The sequence below is a fragment of the Janthinobacterium sp. GW456P genome (assembly GCF_002127655.1).
Taxonomy (GTDB): Bacteria; Pseudomonadota; Gammaproteobacteria; order Burkholderiales; family Burkholderiaceae_D; genus Janthinobacterium.
In genome coordinates this window covers 234285-258103 of the sequence record NZ_NEHB01000010.1, presented here as the reverse complement: position 1 = coordinate 258103, position 23819 = coordinate 234285, and the positions used below count along the sequence as shown (strand labels likewise).

Genomic DNA, 23819 nt, shown 5'->3' with positions numbered 1-23819 from the left:
TCCTCTTTACTGCGACAGAACATTCACATAGTAAACAGGAGCTTGCAATGTCAAACGACTATCTCTTCACTTCCGAATCCGTCTCGGAAGGCCATCCCGACAAGGTTGCCGATCAAATTTCCGACGCCATCCTTGACGCCATTCTGACCCAGGATCCAGCCGCCCGCGTGGCCGCCGAAACCCTGTGCAACACGGGTCTGGTGGTACTGGCTGGCGAGATTACCACGCACGCCAATGTGGATTATATTCAAGTTGCGCGCGAAACCATCAAACGCATCGGCTACGACAATACGGAATACGGCATCGACTACAAGGGTTGCGCCGTGCTGGTGGCCTACGACAAGCAGTCGCCCGACATCGCGCAAGGCGTCGATGAAGGTGCGGGCATTGACCTGGATCAAGGCGCCGGCGATCAGGGCCTGATGTTCGGCTACGCCTGCGATGAAACGGCCGAGCTGATGCCTGCCGCCATCCACTACGCGCACCGCCTGGTCGAGCGCCAGTCGCAGCTGCGCAAGGATGGACGTTTGCCATGGCTGCGTCCTGATGCGAAATCGCAAGTGACCCTGCGCTACGTCGATGGCCGCCCCGTCGGCGTTCACACCGTCGTGCTGTCGACCCAGCATGCGCCGGAAATCTCGCACAAGCAGATCGAAGAAGCGGTCATCGAAGAAATCATCAAGCCCATCCTGCCGCGCGAATGGCTGACGGACACGAAATTCCTCGTCAACCCGACGGGCCGTTTCGTCATCGGCGGTCCGCAAGGCGATTGCGGCTTGACCGGCCGCAAGATTATCGTCGACACCTACGGTGGCGCGGCCCCGCACGGCGGCGGCGCGTTCTCGGGCAAGGACCCGTCGAAAGTCGACCGTTCGGCAGCCTACGCGGCCCGCTATGTGGCGAAAAACATCGTCGCGGCCGGCCTGGCGCGCCAATGCCAGGTGCAGGTCAGCTACGCCATCGGCGTGGCCAAGCCGATCAACATCACCGTCTACACGGAAGGCACGGGCGTGATTCCCGACGCGGAAATCGCCAAGCTGGTGCTGGCGCACTTTGATTTGCGTCCAAAAGGCATCGTGCAAATGCTCGACCTGCTGCGCCCGATCTACCAGAAGAGCGCCGCCTACGGCCATTTCGGCCGCGAAGAGCCGGAATTCACGTGGGAACGCACGGACAAGGTCGCCCTGCTGCGCGACGCTGCCGGCCTGAAGTAATCTAGTCAGATATGCAAGAAAAGCGCCCCAGCCTGATGGCTGCGGGCGCTTTTTTTATGTGTTGTTGTGTGGCAATGTATGGCGAACAAGCTGGCGTGCCGGCATTGACAATGTTAAAATCCCCCGTCCGAGGAGCGTTGCGACGAAGAAATTCGCCAGGCTCGGAATATCCTGCAACCGCGCTCACGTACCTTTTTCAACAACTGAAAGGAGGGCGTGATGAACGCCGTACTCAAATCGCAACACGACTACACCATCGCCGATATCACCTTGGCCGCATGGGGCGACAAAGAAATCAAGATTGCTGAAACGGAAATGCCAGGCCTGATGGCCATCCGCGAAGAATTCGCGGCAGCGCAGCCTTTGAAGGGCGCGCGCATCACCGGTTCCATCCACATGACCATCCAGACCGCCGTGCTGATCCAGACCCTGGAAGCACTGGGCGCGCAAGTGCGCTGGGCATCGTGCAACATTTACTCGACGCAAGACCACGCCGCCGCCGCCATCGCCGCCGCCGGCACGCCTGTGTTCGCCGTCAAGGGCGAGTCGCTGGATGATTACTGGGAATACACGCACCGCATCTTCGAATGGCCGGATGCGGACGGCAAGGCTGTCTACTCGAACATGATCCTCGACGATGGCGGCGACGCTACCCTGCTGCTGCACCTGGGCGTGCGCGCGGAAACCGACCTGTCGGTGCTGGCCAACCCCGGTTCGGACGAAGAAATCTGCCTGTTCAACTCGATCAAGAAGCACTTGCTGGCCGATCCGACCTGGTACTCGAAGCGCCTGCCGGAAATCCTGGGCGTAACGGAAGAAACGACGACCGGCGTGCACCGTTTGTACCAGATGCACAAGGAAGGCAAGCTGGCTTTCCCTGCGATTAACGTCAACGATTCCGTCACGAAATCGAAATTCGACAACCTGTATGGCTGCCGCGAGTCCTTGGTCGACGGCATCAAGCGCGCCACCGACGTGATGATCGCCGGTAAAGTGGCCGTCATCGCCGGTTACGGTGACGTGGGCAAAGGTTCGGCGCAAGCCATGCGCGCCCTGTCGGCGCAAGTGTGGGTGACGGAAGTCGACCCGATCTGCGCACTGCAGGCGGCGATGGAAGGCTACCGCGTGGTGACGATGGATTACGCCTGCGAACACGGCGACATTTTTGTTACCTGCACCGGCAACTATCACATCCTGACGCACGATCACCTGACGCGCATGAAAGACCAGGCCATCGTCTGCAACATTGGTCACTTCGACAATGAAATCGACGTCGCTTCGTTGAAGCAATACGAGTGGGAAAATATCAAGCCGCAAGTCGACCACATCATCTTCCCGTCGGGACGCCGCATCATCCTGCTGGCCGAAGGCCGTCTGGTCAACCTCGGCTGCGGTACTGGCCACCCGTCGTATGTGATGAGCTCGTCGTTTGCCAACCAGACGATCGCCCAGATCGAGCTGTACGCGAACACGGCCAACTACCCGGTCGGCGTGTACACCCTGCCCAAACACCTGGACGAAAAAGTCGCCCGCCTGCAACTCAAAAAGTTGAATGCGCAGCTGACGGAACTGACGCAAGAGCAAGCCGACTACATCGGCGTGCGCACGGAAGGTCCCTACAAGCCAGAGCACTACCGCTATTAAGATGGTTGCCTCATGAACCTACTGCGCGGCGCGCCGCGCATCCGCTCGCTACGGTTCCTGAGGCAACAAGACTGATCGGTGTATCGTTAGAGACAGCCGTTACTGTGCTGTCTTAATATCTTTTTTGACAGGCTAGAGAAATGCGCTTGCTACTGATTTGGTTTATCAATGCGGCAGCCCTGTTTGCCGTCCCGTATTTGATGCACTCGGTGACGATGAGCAGCGGCTGGACCGCGCTGCTGGCCGCTGCCGTGCTGGGGCTGGTTAATGCGCTGATCCGTCCTTTGTTGATCCTGCTGACCCTGCCCGTGACGTTTTTGTCGCTGGGCCTGTTCATTTTGATCATCAATGGCTTCCTGTTCTGGCTGGTGGCGCAGGTGATCGATGGTTTCCATGTCGCCAGTTTCTGGTCTGCCGTCGGTGGTGCCATTCTGTACAGCATCATTTCCTGGGCCTTGTCGACCTTACTTTTGAGTAATGACGATGGAAAAGCATAATTTCAGTATTGAGTTTTTCCCGCCGAAAACCCTGGAAGGGGCGGAAAAGCTGCGTGCCACGCGTGTCAAGTTGTCCGAGCTGCATCCCAAGTATTTCTCGGTGACCTTCGGCGCCGGCGGCACCACGCAGCAGGGCACCTTGGACACCGTGCGCGAAATCCTGGCGGCCGGCGAACAGGCCGCACCGCATCTGTCTTGCGTCGGCGGTTCGCGCGAATCGATCCGCGCCGTGCTGGCCGACTTCAAGGCGGCCGGCGTGCGCCGTATCGTGGCCTTGCGCGGCGACTTGCCGAGCGGCTATGGCGCCTCGGGCGAGTTCCGTTACGCCAACGAGCTGGTGGAATTCATCCGCGCCGAAACGGGCGACCATTTCCATATCGAAGTGGCCGCCTATCCGGAAGTGCACCCGCAAGCCCGTTCGCCGCAGGATGACCTGAACGCGTTCGCGCGCAAGGTGCAGGCTGGCGCCAATGCCGCCATCACCCAGTACTTCTACAATGCCGACGCGTATTTCCAGTTTGTCGAGCAGACGCAGAAGATGGGCATCAATGTGCCTATCGTGGCCGGCATCATGCCGATCACGAACTACACGCAGCTGATGCGCTTTTCGGACATGTGCGGCGCGGAAATTCCACGCTGGGTGCGTCTGAAACTGGCCAGCTTCGGCGACGACAGCGCGTCCATCAAGGCCTTTGGCCTGGACGTGGTGACGGGCTTGTGCGAACGCCTGCTGGAAGGCGGCGCGCCAGGCTTGCATTTCTATAGCATGAACCAGGCGGCGCCCACGACGGCACTGTGGCAGCGCTTGGTGAAATAAACCGTTCTGATGCTTTTCAGAGCAGATCGCCCTCGGTCACGATGTGATCGAGGGCGATGTCGTATTCGCCGTTGGGAAAGCTGGCCGCCAGGCAGGCATAGGCGATACCGAGGGTGCGCGGACGGGGCGTGGCCGCCAGGGTGCGGTCGTAATAGCCGCCGCCATAGCCGAGGCGAAAGCGTTCCTGGCTAAAACCCAGGCAGGGCACGAGCAGGGTGGCGGGCGCCGGGCGCAGGCGCAGTGCCGCCGGCACGGCCACACCCATGCCATCCTTGACCATGGGCTCGCCCGGCGTCCAGTCGGAAAATGCCAGCGGCGCGTGCTTTTCCAGCACCACGGGCAGACTGAGCGCCACGCCGCGCGCGGCCAGCTGCACATATGCGCCGTGCAGGTCCGGCTCGCCGTGCAGGGGCCAGTACACGCCCAGTTCCTTGACATTTTCTTGCGCGCACCAGTCCAGCAGGCGCTGCGCGATGGCCGCATCCCACCCGGCGCGCGTCGCGGCGGGCAGGGCGCGTCTGGCCGCCAGCAAGGCTTTGCGCAAGCCGGCTTTTTCCTGTGGCGCAATGGGTGGCCGTGTAGCCGGATCGCATGTTATTCTAGGGTCGCTATTCATATCACCATCAAGTTAAGATTGAGAGTCGTACATTGATTTCCCCACTGAAATGGATTGCCGGCACGATGCTGTGTGTTGCATCGGCCTTGTCTCCCCTGGCCGCCCTGGCCCAGGTATCGACCACCGTATCCCCAGCCGCTCCCGACACGCGCAGCGAGGACGATGCCTTCCTGCTGCTGCGCGACGCCGCGCGCAAGGATGACGTCGAAAAAGCCGACTTCTATGCGGGGCGCCTGACGAATTACCAGATTCCATCGTATGTTGACTATTATCGGCTGAAACCGCGCGTCAAACTGCTGACCGAGGCGCAATTTCGCGATTACCTGAACCGCTACAAGGGCAGCGCCATCGCCGACCGTTTCCGCAACGACTGGCTGCTGGAACTGGGCCGCAAGCGCGACTGGGTCGTGTTCGATGAACAATACCCGCAATTCGCCCTCGACGATGACACCCAGCTCAAGTGCTATGCGCTGATGTCGCGCGCCGCCAAGGGGCAGAACGTGGCGCCCGAGGCGCGCAAGCTGCTCGTCTCGCCGCCTGGCTATGGCGAAGCGTGCGGCAGCCTGATCGCTGTATTGGCGCAAAACGGCCAGTTCGACACGAACGAGCTGTGGGCGCAGATCCGCCTGGCGGGCCAGACCAACGCCACGGGACCGGCGCGCCGCATCGCGCTGCTGCTGGGCGCGTCCGACGCGAAGATGGCGCAAGCGATCGATTTGCCCGCGCTGGTGCTGGCCAAGGGCCCCGGTCTAAGTCGCGCCGACCACGAGATGTACCTGGTAGCCGTCGGCCGCATGGCGAAAAGCACCTTGAAACTGGGCGTGGTGGCGCTGCAAAAGGCGAGTGCGCAGCTGACGCCGCAGGAGCAAGCCATCGGCTGGGCCAGCCTGGCCTTGCAGGCATCGTATTCGCTGGCGCCGGAAGCGTTCGATTATTGGCAAAAGACCACTGGCGCGCCCTTGACCCAGGAGCAGATGCAATGGAAGGCGCGTATCGCCTTGCGTGAAGGCAACTGGCCCCAGGTGAAGGCGGCGATCCAGGCCATGCCCGCGTCCCTGCGCACGGACCCGACCTGGGTCTACTGGCTGGCACGCGCGCAACAGGCGGAAACGCCGGGCCGCCCGAATGCGCAGGCCGACGCCCTGTACCGCACGATCAGCGATCAATCGAATTTCTATGGCTTGCTGGCGAACGAAGAGCTGGGCAACCACCTGGTCTTGCCGCCGCCGGGCCAGCCGGTCAGCCCGGCGGAAATCGCCGCCATGGCCGCCAATCCGGGCTTGCAGCGGGCGCTGAAATTTTTCAATATGCGCCTGCGCTTCGAAGGCACGCGCGAGTGGAACTGGGAATTGCGTTCGATGACGGACAGGCAACATCTTGCCGCCGCGGAGTTTGCGCGCCAGAACAATGTGCTCGACCGCATGGTCAACACCTCGGACCGCACGCGCCTGGAAGTGGACTATACGCAGCGCTATCCGACGCCGCACGACGACGTCATGCACCCTGCCACGCAAACCCTGGGCCTCGATAAAGCCTGGGTGTATGGCTTGATCCGCCAGGAATCGCGCTTCATCATGGATGCGCAGTCGCACGTGGGCGCGTCCGGTTTGATGCAGGTTATGCCATCGACGGCACGTTATGTCGCCAAGAAGATCGGCCTGACCGATTTCGTCACGGAAACCTTGAGCGATGTGCGCACGAACGTCTTGCTGGGCACGAACTACCTGAACATGGTGCTCGGCGGCCTGGACGGTTCGCAAGTGCTGGCCAGCGCCGCCTACAACGCGGGCCCGGGGCGCTTGCGCATCTGGCGCGCCACGATGACGCGGCCGCTGGAAGGCGCCGTCTTCGCCGAAACGATCCCGTACACGGAAACGCGCGGCTACGTGAAAAACGTGATGGCCAACGCCACGTATTACGCGGCCCTGTTCGAAAAAAGCCCGCAGTCGCTGAAAGCGCGCCTGGGCACCGTGGGACCGAAAAACAGCGCCGTCGCGGCCGATTTGCCTTGAACCTTACCTGGATTAGCTGATTATGCAAACGACCATCCTTGACCCCAGCCTGACGCAAACCCTGGCCGCCGCCCGCGAGCCGGGACTGACTCTGATCATCGGCAACAAGAATTACTCGTCGTGGTCGATGCGGCCGTGGGTGGCCATGACGGCCTTCGGTATTCCGTTCCACGAAGTGCGCGTGCTGCTCGACCAGAGCGACACGGCCACCAAAATCGCCGAATATTCGGCTTGCGGCCGGGTGCCCGTGCTGCTGGCGGGCGAGATCACGATCTGGGACAGCCTGGCCATTTGCGAATATCTGGCCGAGCAGTTTCCTGACAAACACATGTGGCCGCAAGACGTGGCTGCGCGCGCCATGGCGCGTTGTGTCTGCGCGGAAATGCATTCCGGTTTCACCGGCTTGCGCACGGACATGTCGATGAATATCAAGGCGAAGTTGCCGGGACGGGGTCGCACGGCTGCCGCGCAGGCCGACATTGGCCGCATCAGCGAAATCTGGGAAGAGTGCCTGTCGCGCTTCGGCCATCACCAGTTCCTGTTTGGCGAGTTTTCCATCGCCGATGCGTACTTTGCCCCCGTCGTCATGCGTTTCCGCACGTATGGCGTGTCGCTGGCGCCGGCACTGAACGCGTATTGCGAGCGCGTGCAGGCGCACCCGGCCGTCGCGCGCTGGATCGCGGAAGCGCTGGCGGAAACGGAAACGGCGCCCAAGCACGACGCGGAACTGCCTGATTAAGAAAAGAGTGTTATGAAGATATACACGGTCGGTGGCGCGGTGCGCGACCAACTGCTGGGCTTGCCCGTGAAAGACCACGACCACGTCGTCGTGGGCGCCACGCCCGAAGACATGCTGCGCCAGGGCTTCCGCCCCGTCGGCAAGGATTTCCCCGTCTTCCTGCACCCGCAGACGCAGGAAGAATATGCGCTGGCCCGCACGGAACGCAAGACGGCCCCCGGCTACCGGGGCTTTGTCTTCCACACGGCGCCCGACGTCACCCTGGAAGACGACCTGGTGCGGCGCGATCTCACCATCAATGCCATCGCCCAGGCCGAGGACGGGACGTTGACCGACCCGTTCGGCGGCGTTGAGGATATTCGCAACAAAATCTTCCGCCACGTCTCCGACGCCTTTGGCGAAGACCCCGTGCGCATTTTGCGCCTGGCCCGCTTTGCCGCCCGCTTCGACACTTTTACCGTCGCGCCGGCCACCCTGGCCCTGATGCGCCAGATGGTGGCCGATGGCGAAGTCGACGCCCTGGTGGCCGAGCGCGTGTGGCAGGAAGTGGCCAAGGGACTGATGGAAAGCCATCCCTCGCGCATGCTGACGGTGCTGCACCAGTGCGGCGCCCTGCAACGCATCATGGGGGAAATCGCGCTGAGCGAGCGCCTGCTGCAAGTCGTCGACCATGCCGCCGCACAAGGTCATGACTTGTCCGTGCGTTTTGCCGCCTTGACGCTGCATATGAGCAAGGAGGCCATCGAGCAGCTGAGCGAGCGCCTGCGCGTGCCCAACGAGTGCCGTGAGCTGGCCGTCATGGCGGCGCGCGAACTGGACCATATCAACGGCGCGCTGGACTTGGGCGCCGAGGCCATCGTCAGTCTGTGCGAACGCTGCGACGGCTGGCGCAAGCCGCAGCGCTTCGTGCAGATGCTGCAAGCCGTGGCGTGCGACGCTCTGGTCTCCGGCGACTTTCCCCAGGCGGCGCGGCTGCAGGGTGGCCTCGATGCGGCGCGCGGCGTGAATGCGGGGGCGCTGGCGCAAGGCTGTACGGAGCCGAAACGCATTCCCGAAGTCATCCATGCGGCGCGGGTGGCGGCCGTGGCGGCCTTCCTGGTCCAGGCTTGAATGGCGGTAATACGCTACAATACGGTGGATGCTGCACTGCACAATATCGGCCTGACGTGCCGCAGCACCGCTTCCAGGAGTCGACGTGACCTTACCCAAGCTGTTTCAAAACCCGTTTCGCCGCTGGCTCAGCCGTAGCGGCGGCGGGCGTCCGACCGTGCTCGTCAAGCAGTTGCACGAGCGCGACCGGCGCCGCATGATGAAGCATTTCTTGTCGCTCGAGAAAAGCGACCGCCTGCTGCGCTTCGGCAGCGCCTTGCCCGATGAACTCGTCGCGCAGTACGTGCAGAAGATGGATTTCTCGCGCGATATGATTTACGGCGTCTACAACAGCTTGTTCAAACTGGTGGGCGTGGGCCACCTGGCGTTTGCGCCGAAGGACCAGTCGCCGGCGAAAAGTGTGGTGACGGACAAGGAGCAGGTGGCCGAGTTCGGCGTGTCCGTGTCGAAATCGATGCGCGGCATGGGCGTCGGTTCGAAACTGTTCGAGCGGGCGGCGATTCACTGCCGCAACAACGATGTCGATACCCTGTACATGCATTGTTTGTCGTCCAACAAGACGATGATGCATATTGCTAAGAAGGCGGGCATGGAAATCCAGCGCGACTATGGCGAAGCCGACGCATATTTGAAACTGTTGCCGCCGAACCCCAGCAGCATGCTGCAGGAAGCCGTGCAGGAGCAGTTCGCCATGTTCGACTACACATTCAAGGCGAATGCGCGCGCCGCCAGCAAACTGTTCGAGCGCTTGCCGGGGCGCAAGAAGCAGCCCGGGCCGCCATCACAATAAGGGCAGGGCCGTCGTATCCTTGATGCGCTGCAAGGCAAAGCTTGATTTCACGTCCAGAACGGCCGGGTGGCGCAGCAGGGTCGCCATCATGAAGCGCGAAAAGTGCTCCATATCTTCCACGTGCACGCGCAACAGATAATCCATTTCGCCCGTCATCGCGTAGCAGGCCACCACTTCCGGCCAATGCGCCACAGCCACGGCGAAGTCGGCGCGCGGCGAGGTATTCGTCACCAGATTCGGCGCCAGCACGCGCGCCGTGCTGTGGGCCGTGGCGTCGCTGTGCTTTTCCAGCCGCACGTTCACGTAGGCCAGCAAGCCCAGGCCGATCTTTTCCGGGTCCAGCAGGGCCACGTACTGGCGGATCACGCCCGCTTCTTCCAGCCGTTTGACGCGGCGCAAGCATGGCGACGGCGACAGGCTGACCTGTTCGGCCACGTCCTGGTTCGACAGGCGGCCATCGGCCTGCAGGACGGAGAGGATCTTGCGATCCGTTTTATCCAGCGTAATTTTGCTCATGCTTCCTCCGGTGGTTCGTGTTTCACGCAATATTATTGCGCAAATCATGATTGTTCGGGAGATCTTTGGCATTTAATGCCCGTGACCCACGCCTATACTGTGCGCTACTTCTTGGAGGAGACATCATGCAATTTCAGCCTTGGGATAACCCGATGGGTACCGATGGTTTCGAGTTCGTCGAGTATGCAGCACCAGACCCAAAAGCATTGGGCAAGCTGTTCGAGAACATGGGCTTCACGGCCATCGCGCGCCACCGCCACAAGGATGTCACCCTGTACCGTCAGGGCGACATCAATTTCATCATCAATGCCGAACAGGATTCGTTCGCGCAGCGTTTTGCCCGCCACCACGGCCCGTCCGTGTGCGCCATCGCCATCCGCGTCGACGACGCGGCCTTCGTCTACCGCCGCGCGCTGGAACTGGGCGCCTGGGGTTTCGATAACAAAACCGGCCCGATGGAGCTGAATATCCCCGCCATCAAGGGCGTCGGCGATTCGCTGCTGTACTTCGTCGACCGCTGGCGCGGCAAGGGCGCCGACAAGGAAGGCGCGGCCGCACCGGGCGGCATCGGCGACATCAGCATCTATGACGTCGATTTCGTCGCCATTCCCGGCGCCGTTGCCAACCCCGTCGGCCACGGCCTGACGTATATCGACCACCTGACGCACAATGTGCACCGTGGCCGCATGAAGGAATGGGCGACGTTCTATGAAAGCCTGTTCAACTTCCGCGAAGTGCGCTATTTCGATATCGAAGGCAAGTTGACGGGCCTTAAATCGAAGGCCATGACTTCGCCCTGCGGCAAGATCCGCATCCCGATCAACGAATCGTCGGACGACAAGTCGCAGATCGCCGAATACCTCGATCAGTACCATGGCGAAGGCATCCAGCATATCGCGCTGGGCACGGACAATATCTACGCCTCCGTGCAAGGCATGCGCGATACGGGTATCGATTTCCAGGACACGATTGAAACGTACTATGAGCTGGTCAACCGCCGCCTGCCGAACCACGGCGAGCAGCTGGAAGAACTGCGCCGCCTGCGCATCCTGATCGATGGCCGCAGCACGGAAAACGAACGCGAACTGCTGCTGCAGATCTTCACGCAGACGGTGATCGGCCCGATCTTCTTCGAGATCATCCAGCGCAAGGGCGACCAGGGCTTTGGCGAAGGGAACTTCCGCGCGCTGTTCGAGTCGATCGAGCTGGACCAGATCAAGCGCGGCGTGCTGCAGGATACGAGCGCGGCGTAAGCTGGTGCCGGGCTGTTTGTCGGCTTACGCCGTTCCGGCTAAGCCGACCTACATGGTCTATCCTGGCTGTAGGTCGGATTAGCGCAGCGTAATCCGACATGCCCGCAAAAAAGCAGCAAAAGGCACGAACGCAGGAGTGCAGTGCAGCAAAAGAACTGCGCGCCTTCCTGTGGTAGTCTACGACAAACAAGTCATTTTTCCGCACCGGCATTGCCCAAAAAGCACAGCCGGTACGTGTGAGTTCAACCGACTTTGCACGCGTAGCACAGAGAATAATGGAGACAAGTAATGAATGCACCAATCAAGGGCTCGAGTCTTGGGCCGGGCGCGCACGCGTCCGAAATTTCCCTGAACGACAAATACACCTTGGAGCGTGGCCGCGCCTTCATGACGGGCACGCAAGCGCTGATCCGCCTGCCCATGCTGCAGCGCGAGCGCGACCTCAAGGCTGGCCTGAATACGGCCGGCTACATCACCGGCTACCGCGGTTCGCCTGTGACGTCCGTCGACATGACGGCGATCAAGGCCAAGAAATACCTCGATGAACACCACGTCAAATTCCATCCGGGCCTGAACGAAGACTTGGCCGCCACGGCCGTCTGGGGCACGCAGCAGACGAATCTGTTCGAAGACGCGAAATACGACGGCGTGTTCGGCATGTGGTACGGCAAGGGCCCCGGCGTCGACCGCTGCGGCGACGTGTTCAAGCACGCGAACAACGCCGGTTCCGCCAAGCACGGCGGCGTGCTGGTACTGGCCGGCGACGACCATGCGGCGAAATCCTCGTCCACGGCGCACCAGTCCGACCATATCCTGAACGCCTGCGGCATCCCCGTGCTGTACCCGTCGTCGGTGCAGGAATACATCGATTACGGCTTGCACGCCTGGGCCATGAGCCGCTACACGGGCCTGTGGGTGTCGATGAAATGCGTGACCGACATCATCGAGTCGGGCGCCGCCGTCGATTTCGACCCGGATCGCGTGCAGATCACCCTGCCGACCGACTTCGAGATGCCGGCCGGCGGCTTGAACATCCGCTGGCCCGACACGGTGCTGGAACAAGAAGTGCGCATGAACAGCTATAAATGGTATGCGGCGCTGGCGTATGCGCGTGCCAACAAGCTCAACAAGATCATCTGGGACAGCCCGAAGGCGCGCATCGGCATCATCACGGCCGGCAAATCGTATCTGGACACGCGCCAGGCCCTGGCGGATCTCGGCATCGACGAGCAGACGGCGTCCGACATCGGCATCCGCCTGTACAAGATCGGCATGACCTGGCCGCTGGAAGCGGACGGCGTGCACGAATTCGCCAAGGGCCTCGACGAGATCCTCGTGGTGGAAGAAAAGCGCCAGATTCTCGAATACGCGCTGAAGGAAGAGCTGTACAACCTCAAGGACGGCGAGCGGCCGCGCGTGGTCGGCAAGTTCGACGACACGGGCGAATGGAGCAACCAGAAGGGCACCGGACACGGCGACTGGCTGCTGCCGGCCACGTATGAGCTGAACCCGGCGATGATCGCCCGCGCGATCGCCAGCCGCATTTCGCGTTACTACGCGGGCCACCCCGTCGAGCAGCGCGTGAAGGAACGTATCGCCTACCTGGAAGCGAAGGAAAACGTCCTCAAGGCCATCAGCGTCAAACCCGATCCGCAAAAGGACCGCACGCCGTTCTTCTGCTCCGGCTGCCCGCACAATACCTCGACCAAGGTGCCGGAAGGCTCGCGCGCCCTGGCCGGCATCGGCTGCCACTACATGGTGCTGTGGATGGACCGCGAGACGTCGACGTTTACCCACATGGGCGCGGAAGGCGTCACCTGGGTGGGGCAGGCGCCGTTCACGAATGAAAAGCACGTGTTTACCAACCTTGGCGACGGCACGTATTTCCACTCGGGCATCCTGGCCATCCGCGCCGCCGTCTCGGCCAAGGTCAACATCACGTATAAAATTCTGTTCAACGATGCGGTGGCCATGACGGGCGGCCAGGAATTCGACGGGCCGCTATCGCCGGCCATCATTTCGCGCCAGATCGCCGCCGAAGGCGTGGGCCCGATCATCGTCGTCACCGACGAACCGGAAAAATACCCGGACGATTACGCCTGGGCCGAAGGCGTCACCGTGCGCCACCGTTCCGAACTGATGGACGTGCAGCGCGAACTGCGCGACATGCCCGGCGTGTCGGCCATGATCTACGACCAGACCTGCGCCTCGGAAAAACGCCGCCGCCGGAAACGCAATGAATATCCGGACCCGGCCAAGCGCGCCGTCATCAACGAAGCCGTCTGCGAAGGCTGCGGCGACTGCTCCGTGCAATCGAACTGCCTGTCGGTGGAACCGCTGGAAACGGAACTGGGGCGCAAGCGTCAGATCAACCAGTCGTCCTGCAACAAGGATTTTTCGTGCACGACGGGTTTCTGCCCCAGCTTCGTCACGGTGGAAGGCGGCGGCTTGAAAAAGCCGAAAAAAGCGGCCAGTGCCGACAAGGATGCGCCAGCCGTGCCGGCCTTGCCGACGCCAGCCATTCCATCGACGGCCGAGCCGTTCGGCATCCTGGTCACCGGCATCGGCGGCACGGGCGTGGTCACCGTCGGCCAGATCCTGGCCATGGCGGCCCATGTGGAAGGCAAGGGCTGTTCCGTGCTGGACATGAGCGGCCTGGCGCAGAAGGGCGGCCCCGTGATGTCGCACGTGCGCCTGGCGGACCGCCAGGATGACATCCACTCGACGCGCGTCGGCACCGGTGCGGCAGATCTGGTGATCGGCTGCGATTTGATCGTCACGGCCAGCCGCGACGCCCTGTCGCGCATGGGAGAGGGGCGCAGCTGGGCCATGATCAACTCGACCAGCTCGTCGACGGCCGCCTTCGTGAAGAATCCGGACTGGCAATTCCCCGGCGCTTCCGCGCGCATGGAAATCGAGAAGGCTTGCGGCAGCGACCATGTCGACTTCATCGACGCTGGCCAGATCGCCACGGCGTTGATGGGCGACTCGATCGCGACGAACATGTTCATGCTCGGCTACGCCTGGCAAAAGGGCAAGGTGCCACTCACCGAAGCGTCCATCATGAAGGCCATCGACTTGAACAACGTCTCGGTGGCGTTCAACAAGGCCGCCTTCAACTGGGGCCGCGCGGGTGCCCACGATGCGGCCAGCCTGGTGCGCATGACCACGCCAGCGAAGGTGGTGGAATTCAAGCGCATCGACACGCTCGACGACATCATCGAAAAACGCGTGGCCCTGCTGACGGCTTACCAGGACCGCGCGTATGCACAGCAGTACCTGGACTTCATCAAGCAGGTGCGCGCCGCCGAAAGCGCGCTGAACGGCCCGCACCTGCGCCTGACGGAAGCCGTGGCCCGCTACTTCTACAAGCTGATGGCCTACAAGGACGAGTACGAAGTGGCGCGCCTGTACACGGACGGCGCCTTCCAGGCGAAGATCGCGTCCATGTTCGAAGGCGACATCAAGCTCAAGTTCCACCTGGCGCCGCCGATCATGGCGAAAACGGATGCCCACGGCCATTTGATCAAGAAGGAATATGGCCCGTGGATGATGAAGGCGTTCGGCGTGCTGGCCAAGTTCAAGGGTTTGCGCGGCACGGCCTTTGACGTGTTCGGCCATACGGCCGAGCGCAAGATGGAGCGTGCGCTGATCGCGGAATACCGCGCGACGGTGGGCGGCTTGTTGCCGAAGCTGACGACGGCCAAGCTGGCGCAAGCCGTGGCCATTGCCAGCATTCCGGAAGACATCCGCGGCTATGGCCACGTGAAGGAGCGTCATTTGAAGGCGGCGAAAGAGAAGGAAGCGAGTCTGTTGCTCGCCTTCCATGCGCCGGCGCCGCTGCCGCCCGTCGTGGCAGCACCCGTGGCGGCCACCGTGGCGTGATGGGGTGAGTTCCTCGCTGTAGCAATGGCGCCTGCGGGCGCCATTTCTTTTGTGTCAAAGAAAACAACGCTTGCTGGCGAAACGCATTATAATTTTTCGATAATTTCTTTATGGAAAGTTTCTTATGCATTCCCTGCGACTTGGCTCCCTCGCTGTTTCCCTCGTATGTGTGTTGAGTGCCTGCGGCGGAGGAGGCGGCGGCAGCGACAGCGCGCCCGTCGTCCCGCCCGTGACACCGACGGCGCTGGTCGCTTCCTCCACGGTGGCGAACCGTTGCGAGGCACCGCGCAGCGGCAGCGGCATCGACAAGCAGGGCAGCTTGCTCGATGAGCAGAAGTGGGTGCGCAGCTGGATCGACGAAACGTATCTGTGGTACCGCGAAGTGCCGACCACGTATCTGCCGCAAAGCTTTGCCACGGCCAAGGCGTATTTCGATGTGCTCAAAACAACGGCCACGACGGCGTCCGGCAAGCCGAAGGACCAGTTCCATTTCACGTATACGACGGCCGAATGGGAAGCCTCGCTCAACGGCGTGGAGCTCGGTTATGGCATGTTGCTGGCGCTGACGCGCAGCACGCCGCCGCGCAAGGCCGTGATCTCGATCGTCGAGCCAGGCTCGCCGGCCGACCTGGCGGGCTTGCGGCGTGGCGACGAGCTGCAAACCGTCGATGGCACCGATTTCGTCAATGCCTCCGACGCTGCCAGCGTGAAGACCATTAACGCCGGCCTGTTCCCGCAAGCACAAGGCATGCACACGCTGGCGTTCAGCCGCAATGGCTCGCCCCTCTCGGCGAACTTGCAGGCGGTGGACGTCAGCACGAGCGCCGTGCAAAACGAACGCATCATCGACACGCCCACGGGCAAGGTGGGCTACCTGACCTTCAACACCCACAACAACGTGGCCGAACGCCAGCTGGTCGAGACCATGGGCCGCTTCCAGGCGGCCGGCATCAGCGACCTGGTGCTTGACGTGCGCTACAACGGCGGCGGCTACCTCGATGTCGCCAGCGAGCTCGCCTACATGATTGCCGGTCCGCAAGTCACCACCGGCAAGACCTTCGAGCAGGTGCTGGTCAATGACAAGACGCGGCCGGAAGCGCCCGTGCCATTCCACACGCAAAGCCAGGGCTTTGCCGGGCCGAATCCCCTGCCCAAGGGGACGCCGCTGCCTTCGCTGGGCCTCAAGCGCGTGACCTTGCTGACGACCGGCAATACCTGCTCGGCCAGCGAAGCCATCATCAACGGCTTGCGCGGCGTCGACGTGCAGGTCAACCTGATCGGCGGCACGACGTGCGGCAAGCCGTATGGTTTCTATCCCGCGCCGAATTGCGGCACCACGTATTTCGCCGTGCAGTTCCAGGGCGTCAACGCCAAGGGCTTTGGCGACTTCGCCGATGGCATGGCGCCGACCTGCGACGTGACGGACGATTACCAGCACGCGCTGGGCGATCCTGCCGAAGGCATGCTGGCGGCGGCGCTGCGCTACCGCAGCAGCGGCAGCTGTGCCCCGGCCGCGGGCGCGCTCAGGCTGTTGAGTTCGATGGAGAGTCCGGCCGACACGGCCGCACGGCTGCTGCGCCCGGCTTACAAGGAAATTGCCCTCATTCGCCAGTAAGGCGCATGCTTCTGCGATGGACTTGCCATGGCAGCAGAAGCCTTTCTGCTCATAAATCTTTCTATATAACAATTTTGATATATAGAAAGATGAATCCATTCGTTCTGTAATTGCTGGCATCTTGATATCTTTCGCCTTCTCCCTAACCTTGAGAAGCGCAAAGATGCCTATACAATTCAAGTTACCACCGCTCACCATCGCCGTACTGGCCATCCTGGGCGGTTCCGCATGGCAGGCGCACGCGCAGACGCAAGCGCCCGCAGCGGATCAGCAGCCGGCGGCCACCCCGCCAGCCGTCGTGGTCACCGGTTCGCGGATTCCCCGCGCCAGCCTGGAGGGACCATCGTCCGTCACCATCCTGACGGGCGATGAAATCACCAAGCAAGGGTACAAGAACGTCTTCGATGCGCTGACCAACCAGGTACAGAACAGCGGCTTTACGCAAGGCGAGGACTTCGGCAACACGTTTACGCCGTCGGCCAATACCATCAGCTTGCGCGGCCTCGGTCCGAACCACACCCTGATCCTGTTGAATGGCCGCCGCCTGGCCGACTTCCCCGTCGCCTACGAAGGCACGGTCAACTTCACCAACCTGGCGAATATCCCGTCGAGCATTGTCGACCGCATCGAGATCCTCAATGGCGGCGCCTCGGCCATCTATGGTTCCGACGCGATCGCCGGCGTGGTCAACGTCATCCTGAAAAAGCAGACGGAAGGTTTCGATATCAACGTCAAGGCGGGCGGCACCACGCGCGGCGGCGCCGGCAACCAGCGTGTGCAGCTGACGGGCGGCGGCAATTTCGACAAGCTGCATACCTTGTTCAGCGTGGAGCTGAGCCAGCGCGATCCGCTGTCGAGCCTGCAGCGCGACTTCATGGCCACCCGCTCGGGCACGCCGACGAATATCGCGTCGCGTCGTGTGGTAAAGGCGGGTACTTCCGGCACCTACGTGGACCTGGGCGACACCTGCACGCAGTTCGGCGATCTGTTCGGCGGCAGCACTATCAAGTACCAGGCAAAGAACGGCAGCTATTGCGCCAGCCCGAAAGTCGGTCCCACTTACTGGACCACGCAAACGAAGAACCGCAGTCAGAACGTGTTCGGCAGCGCCAACTATGAGCTGTCGCCGGAAACGACCTTGTTCGCCGACTTCCTGATCGGCAAGAACTCGACCGAGAACAATACGCGCGGCCCGACGTGGACCTCGTCGTCGACGGGCAGCAGCTATTTCCGCAACCAGAATACCGATCGCTACGAAGCGTGGACGCGCTACATCTCGCCCGAGGAAATGGGCGGCGTCGAGCGCTACAACCGCAAATGGGAAGACCTGGCGACGGCCATCTCGCTGGGCGCCAAGGGCCGCATTCCCGGCACGTCGTCGTGGCAGTATGAAGCCAACTACAACGCCTCGATGTACAAGAGCGAAAGCCACACGCCGCGCGCGCTGGCCAATATCGACAGCTTCTTCCTGGGGCCGAAACTGGGCACCGATGCCGCCGGCGTGCCGGTCTACGCACCGGATCCGGCTCGCCTGTCGCGCCGCGTGACGGCGGCCGAATTCGACAGCATCACGGGCAATTCCGACAGCGACGACAAGGCCTGGACGAATACCCTGAGCCTGGCTACCAACGGCGACCTGTTCCAGTTGCCCGCTGGCGTGGCGAAGATCGCCACCATCGCCGAAGTGGGCAAGCAGGGCTTCAGCAACGTGCCCGACGCGCGCCTGAACGAAGGTTACTTCAACGTCGCCACCAGGTCCGACATCACGGCCGGCACGCGCACGCGCTATGCGCTGGGGGCGGAAGTGAACCTGCCGCTGCATGAAAAGCTGACCGGCACCCTGGCGGGCCGTTACGACCGCTACAGCTTTGCCGGCCGCCATGACGGCAAGTTCACCTATAACGGCGGCCTGGAACTGCGTCCCGCGCCGGAACTGCTGTTCCGCGCCAACTACGCCACCAGCTTCCGCGCACCGGACATGAACTATATCTACAAGGCGCGCGGCACCGGTTACTACTCGAGCACCACCGACTATTACCGCTGCGGCGTCGCCGGGCAGGCTATCGATGATTGTGACTACGCGAACAAATCGCCGGGCGCCGACTACGTGCAGAACGGCAGCAAGGATCTGCAGTCGGAGAAGGGAAAGTCGTTCGGTGTGGGCGCCGTCTGGTCGCCGACATCCAATTTCGACGTGTCGGTCGACTACTGGAATATCAAGATCGACGACCTGGTAACCAACCTGAGCTCCGACAAGATACTGCGCGATGAAGCCGATTGCCGCCTCGGCAAGACCGACATCAACTCGCCGACCTGCGTCGATACCCTGAACCGCGTCGAGCGCTTTGCCGCCAATGCGCTGAACCGCGCCGGCGAGATCAAGACCATCACCGTCAATCCGATCAACGCGGCCAAGCAGAGCAGCAGCGGCATCGACATCAGCGTCAAGTATTTGCTGCGCACGACGGACTATGGCCGCTTTGCCTTCAAGGCCAACTACGCCAAGGTGCTGAGCAATAAATCGCAGCAATTCGTCGGCGACGAAGAGATCGACGAGCTCAAATCGCTGAACAATTCGGACTGGCGCGACAAGCTCAACCTGAGCGTGAACTGGAGCGCTGGCGACTGGTCGAACACCTTGCTGGTCAGCCGCTACAGCAAGATCCCGAACGCCGCCGGCAAGGCCTATCTGACGCCGACGGCGCTGGCCAATATCAGCACCGTGTACCGCATCAACGACCGCGCCACCTTGTCACTGATCGTCAACAACGTATTCGACAAGATCAAGCGCGACGACAGCGGCGGCTGGCCGTACTATCCGGTGGGCAGCTACAGCCCGCAGGGTCGCCAGGGCTGGGTTGAATTCAATTACCACTTCGGTTCGTAATTGACGCTTGCCTGAGCCAGGCCGGAGCAGCTGACGCTGTTCCGGCTTTTTTATTTTCCACTGCAGTTTTGCACGCGCCACCGCCCCTATAATTGCCCGCTTGTCCTCTCTCGATGGAGTTTGACCCATGCTACGCCACGCCCTGCTGTCCACCGCCCTGTTCACCGTGTCTGCCGCCAGCGCGCACGCCGCTCCCGCCCTGACGACGGTGGCCGAGCGTTCCGCCTTCCAGCAGACGGGCCGCTATGCGGAAGTGGAAGCGCTGTGCCGGCAGTTCCAGGCGCGCTATCCGAAGCAGGTGCGCTGCGTGGAATTTGGCCGCACGCCGGAAAACCGCCCCATGCTGGCGCTGGCCGTCTCCAACACGGGCGCGCTGACACCGGCCGAGGCGGCGCGCCGCAAGCTGCCCGTGCTGCTGGTGCAGGGCGGCATCCATGCGGGTGAAATCGATGGCAAGGATGCCGGTTTCCTGGCCTTGCGCGAAGTCTTGGAGGGCAAGGCGGCGCCCGGCGCGCTGGATAAACAAGTGCTGCTGTTCGTGCCCGTCTTCAATGTCGACGGCCACGAACGCTTCGGCCAGTGGAACCGTCCGAACCAGCGCGGCCCCGTGGAAATGGGCTGGCGCAGCACGGCGCAAAACTATAATCTGAACCGCGAATACATGAAGGCCGATACGCCCGAGATGCAGCACATGCTGGCGCTGGTGAATGCCTGGGACCCGCTGGCCTATGTCGACCTGCACGTCACCGATGGCGCGCAGTTCGAGCCCGATATCTCGATCCAGGTCGAACCCGTGCATGCGGGCGATGCGGCCCTGCGCGTGGCCGGTACGGCCTTGCGCGATCAGGTCCTGGCCGACCTGGCGAAGCAGGGCTCGGACCCGAAACCGTTCTATATTTCGTTTGCCGAGAACGACAATCCGCAATCGGGCTTTGTCGATTCGGCGCCGAATCCGCGCTTCTCGCATGGCTATTTCCAGCTGCGCAACCGCTTCGGCATGCTGGTGGAAACCCATTCGTGGAAGGACTATCCGACCCGCGTGCGCATCACGCGCAACACCATCGTCTCGCTGCTGTCGCAAGTGGCGCAGCATGGCGCGCAGTGGCGGCAAACGGCGCTCGAGGCGGATGCGCGCGCCGCGCAGCTGGCCGGCGCCACCTTGCCGCTTACATATAAAACGACGGAGAAGAGCCGCATGATCGCGTTTCGCGGCTACGCCTACACGCGCACGCCATCCGAGGTGTCGGGCGCGCTGATGACGCGCTACGACGAAAGCACGCCGCAGATCTGGAACGTGCCCCTGCGCGACGAGATCGTACCCGACCTGCAGCAGGCTGCGCCCAAGGCCGGCTACCTGGTGCCCGCGGCGCAGGCGCAGATGGTGGCGGCCAAGCTGCGCCTGCATGGCGTGTCGTACCAGGTGCTGGCCATCGCGCCGGGCACGCTGCCCGTCGAAACCTTCCGCTCCACGCAGGTGAAATTTGGCGCGCAGTCGTTCGAGGGACGCCAGACGGCGGCCGTGCAGGGCGAGTGGGGCAAAGAAGAGCGCGCGATCGGTGCGGGCGCGCTGTACGTGCCCGTCAACCAGGCCAAGGCGCGCCTGGTCGTGGCTCTGCTCGAGCCGCGCGCCCCCGATTCCCTGCTGGCCTGGGGCAGTTTCAATACGGCCTTCGAGCGCAAGGAGTACATGGAAGAATACGTGGCCGAAGACGTGGCCCGCGCGCAGCTGGCGGCCGATCCGGCGCTGGCGGCGCAGTTCCACCAGAAGCTGGCCAGCGATCCCGCGTTTGCAAAAAGCCCGGCCGCGCGCCTGGAATTCTTCGCCCGCCGCCACGCCTCGTGGGATGAGCGGCTGAATCTGTACCCGGTGCTGCGCACGGATGTCGCGCCGGCGCTGAAGTAAGGGAAGCCGCGCGCCTTGCTAATTTGCAATGTGCGCGGCGCGGAAAATGGTATTGTGCCTGTTTTCCCGATCAGGGCTTCCAGTGGAGCACCAGCGCATGCCGCAGCAAACACCGAAAAGAATTCTTATCCTGAGCGTCTCGGCCGGCGCCGGCCATATGCGCGCAGCGCAAGCCATCGAGGCATACGCGGCGCGCGATGACGGCGCCGGCCCTGCGGCGCTGGCCAGCCATCTCGACGTGATGGATTTCGTCACGCCCGCATTCCGCAAGCTGTACACGGATTTTTATATCAAGCTGGTCAACAAGGCGCCCGCGCTGTGGGGCTATCTGTACCATGCCACCCACGACGCGCCGCGCGACAGCTCGATGCAGCGATTGCGCCGCGGTGTCGAGCGCCTCAACACGCGCGCGCTGATGGCGCAGATCGCCGCCTTCCAGCCTGATGCGATCATCTGCACGCATTTCCTGCCGGCCGAACTGTTGTCGCGCGCGCTGCGCCAGGGGCAGCTGGCCTGTCCCGTGTGGGTGCAGGTCACGGATTTTGATCTGCACCGCATGTGGGTGCACGAGCAGATGCAGGGCTATTTTGCCGCCACCGACGAAGTGGCGTTCCGCATGCGCCACGAAGGGATTCCCGCCGACCGCATCCACGTGACGGGCATCCCCATCATGCCCGCGTTCGCGCAGGCACCCGGGCGCGTGCCGTGCGCGCAGGCGTTTGGCCTCGACCCGCAGCGCACGACGATTTTGCTGATGGGCGGCGGAGCGGGCCTGGGCAGCCTCGAAACGGTCGCCGCGCGCCTGCTGGCGCTGCCGGGCGACTTCCAGCTGATCGTGCTGGCGGGAAAAAATGCCGCCGCGCTGGCGGCGCTGCAGGGCCTGGCCGGCAAGTATCCGGGCCGCCTGCTGGCGCAGGGCTTTACCAGCGAAGTCGAACGCCTGATGGCGTGCGCCGACCTGGTGATCACCAAGCCGGGCGGGCTGACCACCTCGGAATGCCTGGCGCTGGGTCTGCCCATGATCGTCAACTCGCCGATTCCCGGGCAGGAAGAGCGCAATGCCGACTATCTGCTGGAGCAGGGCGTGGCCCTGAAGGCATTCGACGCCGTCACCCTCGAATACCGCGTGCGCCTGCTGCTCGAGCACCCGCAGCAGTTGCAAGCGATGCGCACGAAAGCGCTGGCCCTGGGCCGCCCGCGCGCCGCCATCGACGTGCTGGCGCGGGTATTGGCGCCGGGCTTGGCGCCGGAGCCGGCATGACGGGCGCCGTGCCCAAACCGTGGCAGATCGCGCTGACGCTGGCCTGGGTAGCCTTGCTGGGACTATTTTTCGCCCAGGTGGAAATCCAGATCGAAGGCGCGGCCGGCTGGGCCGCGAACCTGCCCACCTGGCGCATCGAAAGCCATTGGCTGCTCGATATCTTCTGGGGCGGGCGGCCGATGACCGGCTACCATGCCTGGGTCTTTCCCTTCATCGCCCTGTTCTTCCATTTCCCCATGCTCTTCCTGGCGCAATGGTCGCTGCGCCTCGAATGCCGCGCCATCGGCTGCATCATGCTGTTCTGGATCATCGAGGATTATCTGTGGTTCGTGCTAAATCCGGCCTATGGCGTGGCGCACTTCAATCCGGCCCACATCGCCTGGCACAAGCACTGGCTGTGGTGGGCGCCGACCGACTACTGGGTATCGCTGCTGCTGGCTGGCGTGCTGCTGTGGTTTTCCTACAAAAGGAAGTCATGACCTTATCGCCCTTGCCGCATCTTTTGCTGCTATTCCTGGCCCTGGCGGCCGGTTCCGCCGGCGCGCAGGCGCCCCTGCCGCCCGGGCGCAATGCCGAATGGGCCATGCCGCTGCCGCAGGTGTCGAACCTGCACCAGGTCACCCCCGTGCTGTACCGCAGCGCAAAGCTCGACAGCGCCGACGTGGCCCGGTTGCAGGCGCTGGGCGTGAAGACGGTGATCAGCCTGCGCTCCTTCCACTCCGATACGCAGGTGCTCGATGGCAGCGGCATCCGCGCCGTCCGCATTCCCGTCAATACCTGGGCCATCCGCGACAAGCATGTGATCGAGACCATGCGCAGCATCCGCGCCGCCGAACAGCAGGGACCCGTGCTGCTGCATTGCCTGCACGGCGCCGACCGCACGGGCCTGATGGCCGCCATGTACCGCATGCTGTACCAGGGCTGGCCGCGCGAGAAGGCGATCGACGAGTTGAAGAACGGCGGTTACGGCTATCACGCCGTGTGGAGAAATATCGAAAGCTATCTCCAACGCGTGAATGTCGACGAGATACGTGCGCGCATTGAGGCGCCGCCAGCCTGA

The 23819-nt window shown here is 62.7% G+C and carries 18 protein-coding genes and 1 riboswitch; of the genes, 16 read left to right on the top strand and 2 right to left on the bottom strand.

Features of this window, described 5'->3' with window-relative positions:
• The first annotated feature begins 47 nt into the window (after positions 1 to 47).
• The 4 genes from metK (at position 48) to metF (ending at position 4172) form a co-directional block, all read left to right on the top strand.
• A complete protein-coding gene (gene metK / locus CBW66_RS12080; RefSeq protein ID WP_035823888.1) occupies positions 48 to 1214 on the top strand; it encodes a methionine adenosyltransferase in 1167 nt (388 codons plus the stop codon).
• A gap of 123 nt (positions 1215 to 1337) precedes the next feature.
• Positions 1338 to 1406: riboswitch (S-adenosyl-L-homocysteine riboswitch) on the top strand.
• Positions 1407 to 1433: 27 nt separating this feature from the next.
• Entirely contained in the window at positions 1434 to 2858 is a 1425-nt protein-coding gene (gene ahcY / locus CBW66_RS12075) for an adenosylhomocysteinase (protein ID WP_070289496.1), read from the top strand.
• A gap of 140 nt (positions 2859 to 2998) precedes the next feature.
• A complete protein-coding gene (locus CBW66_RS12070; RefSeq protein ID WP_034783534.1) occupies positions 2999 to 3355 on the top strand; it encodes a phage holin family protein in 357 nt (118 codons plus the stop codon).
• Positions 3342 to 4172, top strand: a complete 831-nt coding sequence (metF, locus tag CBW66_RS12065) for a methylenetetrahydrofolate reductase [NAD(P)H] (RefSeq protein ID WP_086140305.1) — start codon at positions 3342 to 3344, stop codon at positions 4170 to 4172. The genes CBW66_RS12070 and metF overlap by 14 nt, the downstream gene beginning before the upstream one ends.
• Before the next feature lie 16 nt (positions 4173 to 4188).
• Here metF and CBW66_RS12060 read toward each other — a convergent pair whose 3' ends face one another.
• Positions 4189 to 4716 carry a 5-formyltetrahydrofolate cyclo-ligase gene (locus tag CBW66_RS12060; RefSeq protein WP_086140306.1) on the bottom strand — a complete coding sequence of 176 codons (528 nt, stop codon included), beginning with the start codon at positions 4714 to 4716 and terminating at the stop codon, positions 4189 to 4191.
• Between the two features lie 104 nt (positions 4717 to 4820).
• Here CBW66_RS12060 and CBW66_RS12055 point away from each other — a divergent pair, with 104 nt between their 5' ends.
• The 4 genes from CBW66_RS12055 to CBW66_RS12040 all read left to right on the top strand — a co-directional run bounded on the left by CBW66_RS12055 (position 4821) and on the right by CBW66_RS12040 (position 9439).
• Entirely contained in the window at positions 4821 to 6800 is a 1980-nt protein-coding gene (locus CBW66_RS12055) for a lytic transglycosylase domain-containing protein (protein WP_086140307.1), read from the top strand.
• A gap of 22 nt (positions 6801 to 6822) precedes the next feature.
• Entirely contained in the window at positions 6823 to 7539 is a 717-nt protein-coding gene (locus tag CBW66_RS12050; RefSeq protein ID WP_086140308.1) for a glutathione S-transferase family protein, read from the top strand.
• A gap of 12 nt (positions 7540 to 7551) precedes the next feature.
• Positions 7552 to 8649, top strand: coding sequence for a multifunctional CCA addition/repair protein (locus tag CBW66_RS12045; protein WP_086140309.1), 1098 nt, complete (start codon positions 7552 to 7554; stop codon positions 8647 to 8649).
• A gap of 85 nt (positions 8650 to 8734) precedes the next feature.
• Entirely contained in the window at positions 8735 to 9439 is a 705-nt protein-coding gene (locus tag CBW66_RS12040; protein ID WP_070313027.1) for a GNAT family N-acetyltransferase, read from the top strand.
• On the opposite strand, the gene CBW66_RS12035 is transcribed toward CBW66_RS12040, so the two are convergent.
• Complete coding sequence (locus CBW66_RS12035; protein ID WP_086140310.1) at positions 9431 to 9955, bottom strand: Lrp/AsnC family transcriptional regulator; 525 nt, start codon at positions 9953 to 9955, stop codon at positions 9431 to 9433. The genes CBW66_RS12040 and CBW66_RS12035 overlap by 9 nt on opposite strands.
• 125 nt (positions 9956 to 10080) lie before the next feature.
• Between CBW66_RS12035 and hppD the strand changes: the two genes are divergently transcribed.
• The 8 genes from hppD to CBW66_RS11995 all read left to right on the top strand — a co-directional run bounded on the left by hppD (position 10081) and on the right by CBW66_RS11995 (position 23819).
• Positions 10081 to 11208 (top strand): 4-hydroxyphenylpyruvate dioxygenase, encoded by a 1128-nt coding sequence (gene hppD / locus CBW66_RS12030; RefSeq protein WP_086140311.1) that lies wholly within the window; start codon positions 10081 to 10083, stop codon positions 11206 to 11208.
• 288 nt (positions 11209 to 11496) lie between these two features.
• Complete coding sequence (locus CBW66_RS12025; RefSeq protein WP_086140312.1) at positions 11497 to 15093, top strand: indolepyruvate ferredoxin oxidoreductase family protein; 3597 nt, start codon at positions 11497 to 11499, stop codon at positions 15091 to 15093.
• Between the two features lie 124 nt (positions 15094 to 15217).
• A complete protein-coding gene (locus CBW66_RS12020; RefSeq protein WP_086140313.1) occupies positions 15218 to 16708 on the top strand; it encodes a S41 family peptidase in 1491 nt (496 codons plus the stop codon).
• A 163-nt stretch (positions 16709 to 16871) separates the two neighbouring features.
• Entirely contained in the window at positions 16872 to 19595 is a 2724-nt protein-coding gene (locus CBW66_RS12015; RefSeq protein WP_086140314.1) for a TonB-dependent siderophore receptor, read from the top strand.
• Positions 19596 to 19722: 127 nt separating this feature from the next.
• Complete coding sequence (locus CBW66_RS12010; protein WP_086140315.1) at positions 19723 to 21498, top strand: M14 family metallopeptidase; 1776 nt, start codon at positions 19723 to 19725, stop codon at positions 21496 to 21498.
• Positions 21499 to 21595: 97 nt separating this feature from the next.
• Positions 21596 to 22759, top strand: coding sequence for a glycosyltransferase (locus CBW66_RS12005; RefSeq protein WP_170933043.1), 1164 nt, complete (start codon positions 21596 to 21598; stop codon positions 22757 to 22759).
• Complete coding sequence (locus CBW66_RS12000) at positions 22756 to 23238, top strand: hypothetical protein (RefSeq protein ID WP_086140316.1); 483 nt, start codon at positions 22756 to 22758, stop codon at positions 23236 to 23238. Before CBW66_RS12005 ends, CBW66_RS12000 begins: the two co-directional genes overlap by 4 nt.
• Entirely contained in the window at positions 23235 to 23819 is a 585-nt protein-coding gene (locus tag CBW66_RS11995) for a dual specificity protein phosphatase family protein (protein WP_086140317.1), read from the top strand. Before CBW66_RS12000 ends, CBW66_RS11995 begins: the two co-directional genes overlap by 4 nt.

What these genes read in the sequence shown, in the direction of transcription:
- CBW66_RS12010 (WP_086140315.1), top strand. Translation starts at nt 19,723, where the DNA reads ATGCTACGCCACGCCCTGCTGTCCACCGCCCTGTTCACCGTGTCTGCC.
- CBW66_RS12070 (WP_034783534.1), top strand. Translation starts at nt 2,999, where the DNA reads ATGCGCTTGCTACTGATTTGGTTTATCAATGCGGCAGCCCTGTTTGCC.
- CBW66_RS12015 (WP_086140314.1), top strand. Translation starts at nt 16,872, where the DNA reads ATGCCTATACAATTCAAGTTACCACCGCTCACCATCGCCGTACTGGCC.
- CBW66_RS12025 (WP_086140312.1), top strand. Translation starts at nt 11,497, where the DNA reads ATGAATGCACCAATCAAGGGCTCGAGTCTTGGGCCGGGCGCGCACGCG.
- CBW66_RS12005 (WP_170933043.1), top strand. Translation starts at nt 21,596, where the DNA reads ATGCCGCAGCAAACACCGAAAAGAATTCTTATCCTGAGCGTCTCGGCC.
- CBW66_RS12045 (WP_086140309.1), top strand. Translation starts at nt 7,552, where the DNA reads ATGAAGATATACACGGTCGGTGGCGCGGTGCGCGACCAACTGCTGGGC.
- CBW66_RS12020 (WP_086140313.1), top strand. Translation starts at nt 15,218, where the DNA reads ATGCATTCCCTGCGACTTGGCTCCCTCGCTGTTTCCCTCGTATGTGTG.
- CBW66_RS12050 (WP_086140308.1), top strand. Translation starts at nt 6,823, where the DNA reads ATGCAAACGACCATCCTTGACCCCAGCCTGACGCAAACCCTGGCCGCC.
- CBW66_RS12035 (WP_086140310.1), bottom strand. Translation starts at nt 9,955, where the DNA reads ATGAGCAAAATTACGCTGGATAAAACGGATCGCAAGATCCTCTCCGTC.
- CBW66_RS11995 (WP_086140317.1), top strand. Translation starts at nt 23,235, where the DNA reads ATGACCTTATCGCCCTTGCCGCATCTTTTGCTGCTATTCCTGGCCCTG.
- ahcY (WP_070289496.1), top strand. Translation starts at nt 1,434, where the DNA reads ATGAACGCCGTACTCAAATCGCAACACGACTACACCATCGCCGATATC.
- metF (WP_086140305.1), top strand. Translation starts at nt 3,342, where the DNA reads ATGGAAAAGCATAATTTCAGTATTGAGTTTTTCCCGCCGAAAACCCTG.
- hppD (WP_086140311.1), top strand. Translation starts at nt 10,081, where the DNA reads ATGCAATTTCAGCCTTGGGATAACCCGATGGGTACCGATGGTTTCGAG.
- CBW66_RS12000 (WP_086140316.1), top strand. Translation starts at nt 22,756, where the DNA reads ATGACGGGCGCCGTGCCCAAACCGTGGCAGATCGCGCTGACGCTGGCC.
- metK (WP_035823888.1), top strand. Translation starts at nt 48, where the DNA reads ATGTCAAACGACTATCTCTTCACTTCCGAATCCGTCTCGGAAGGCCAT.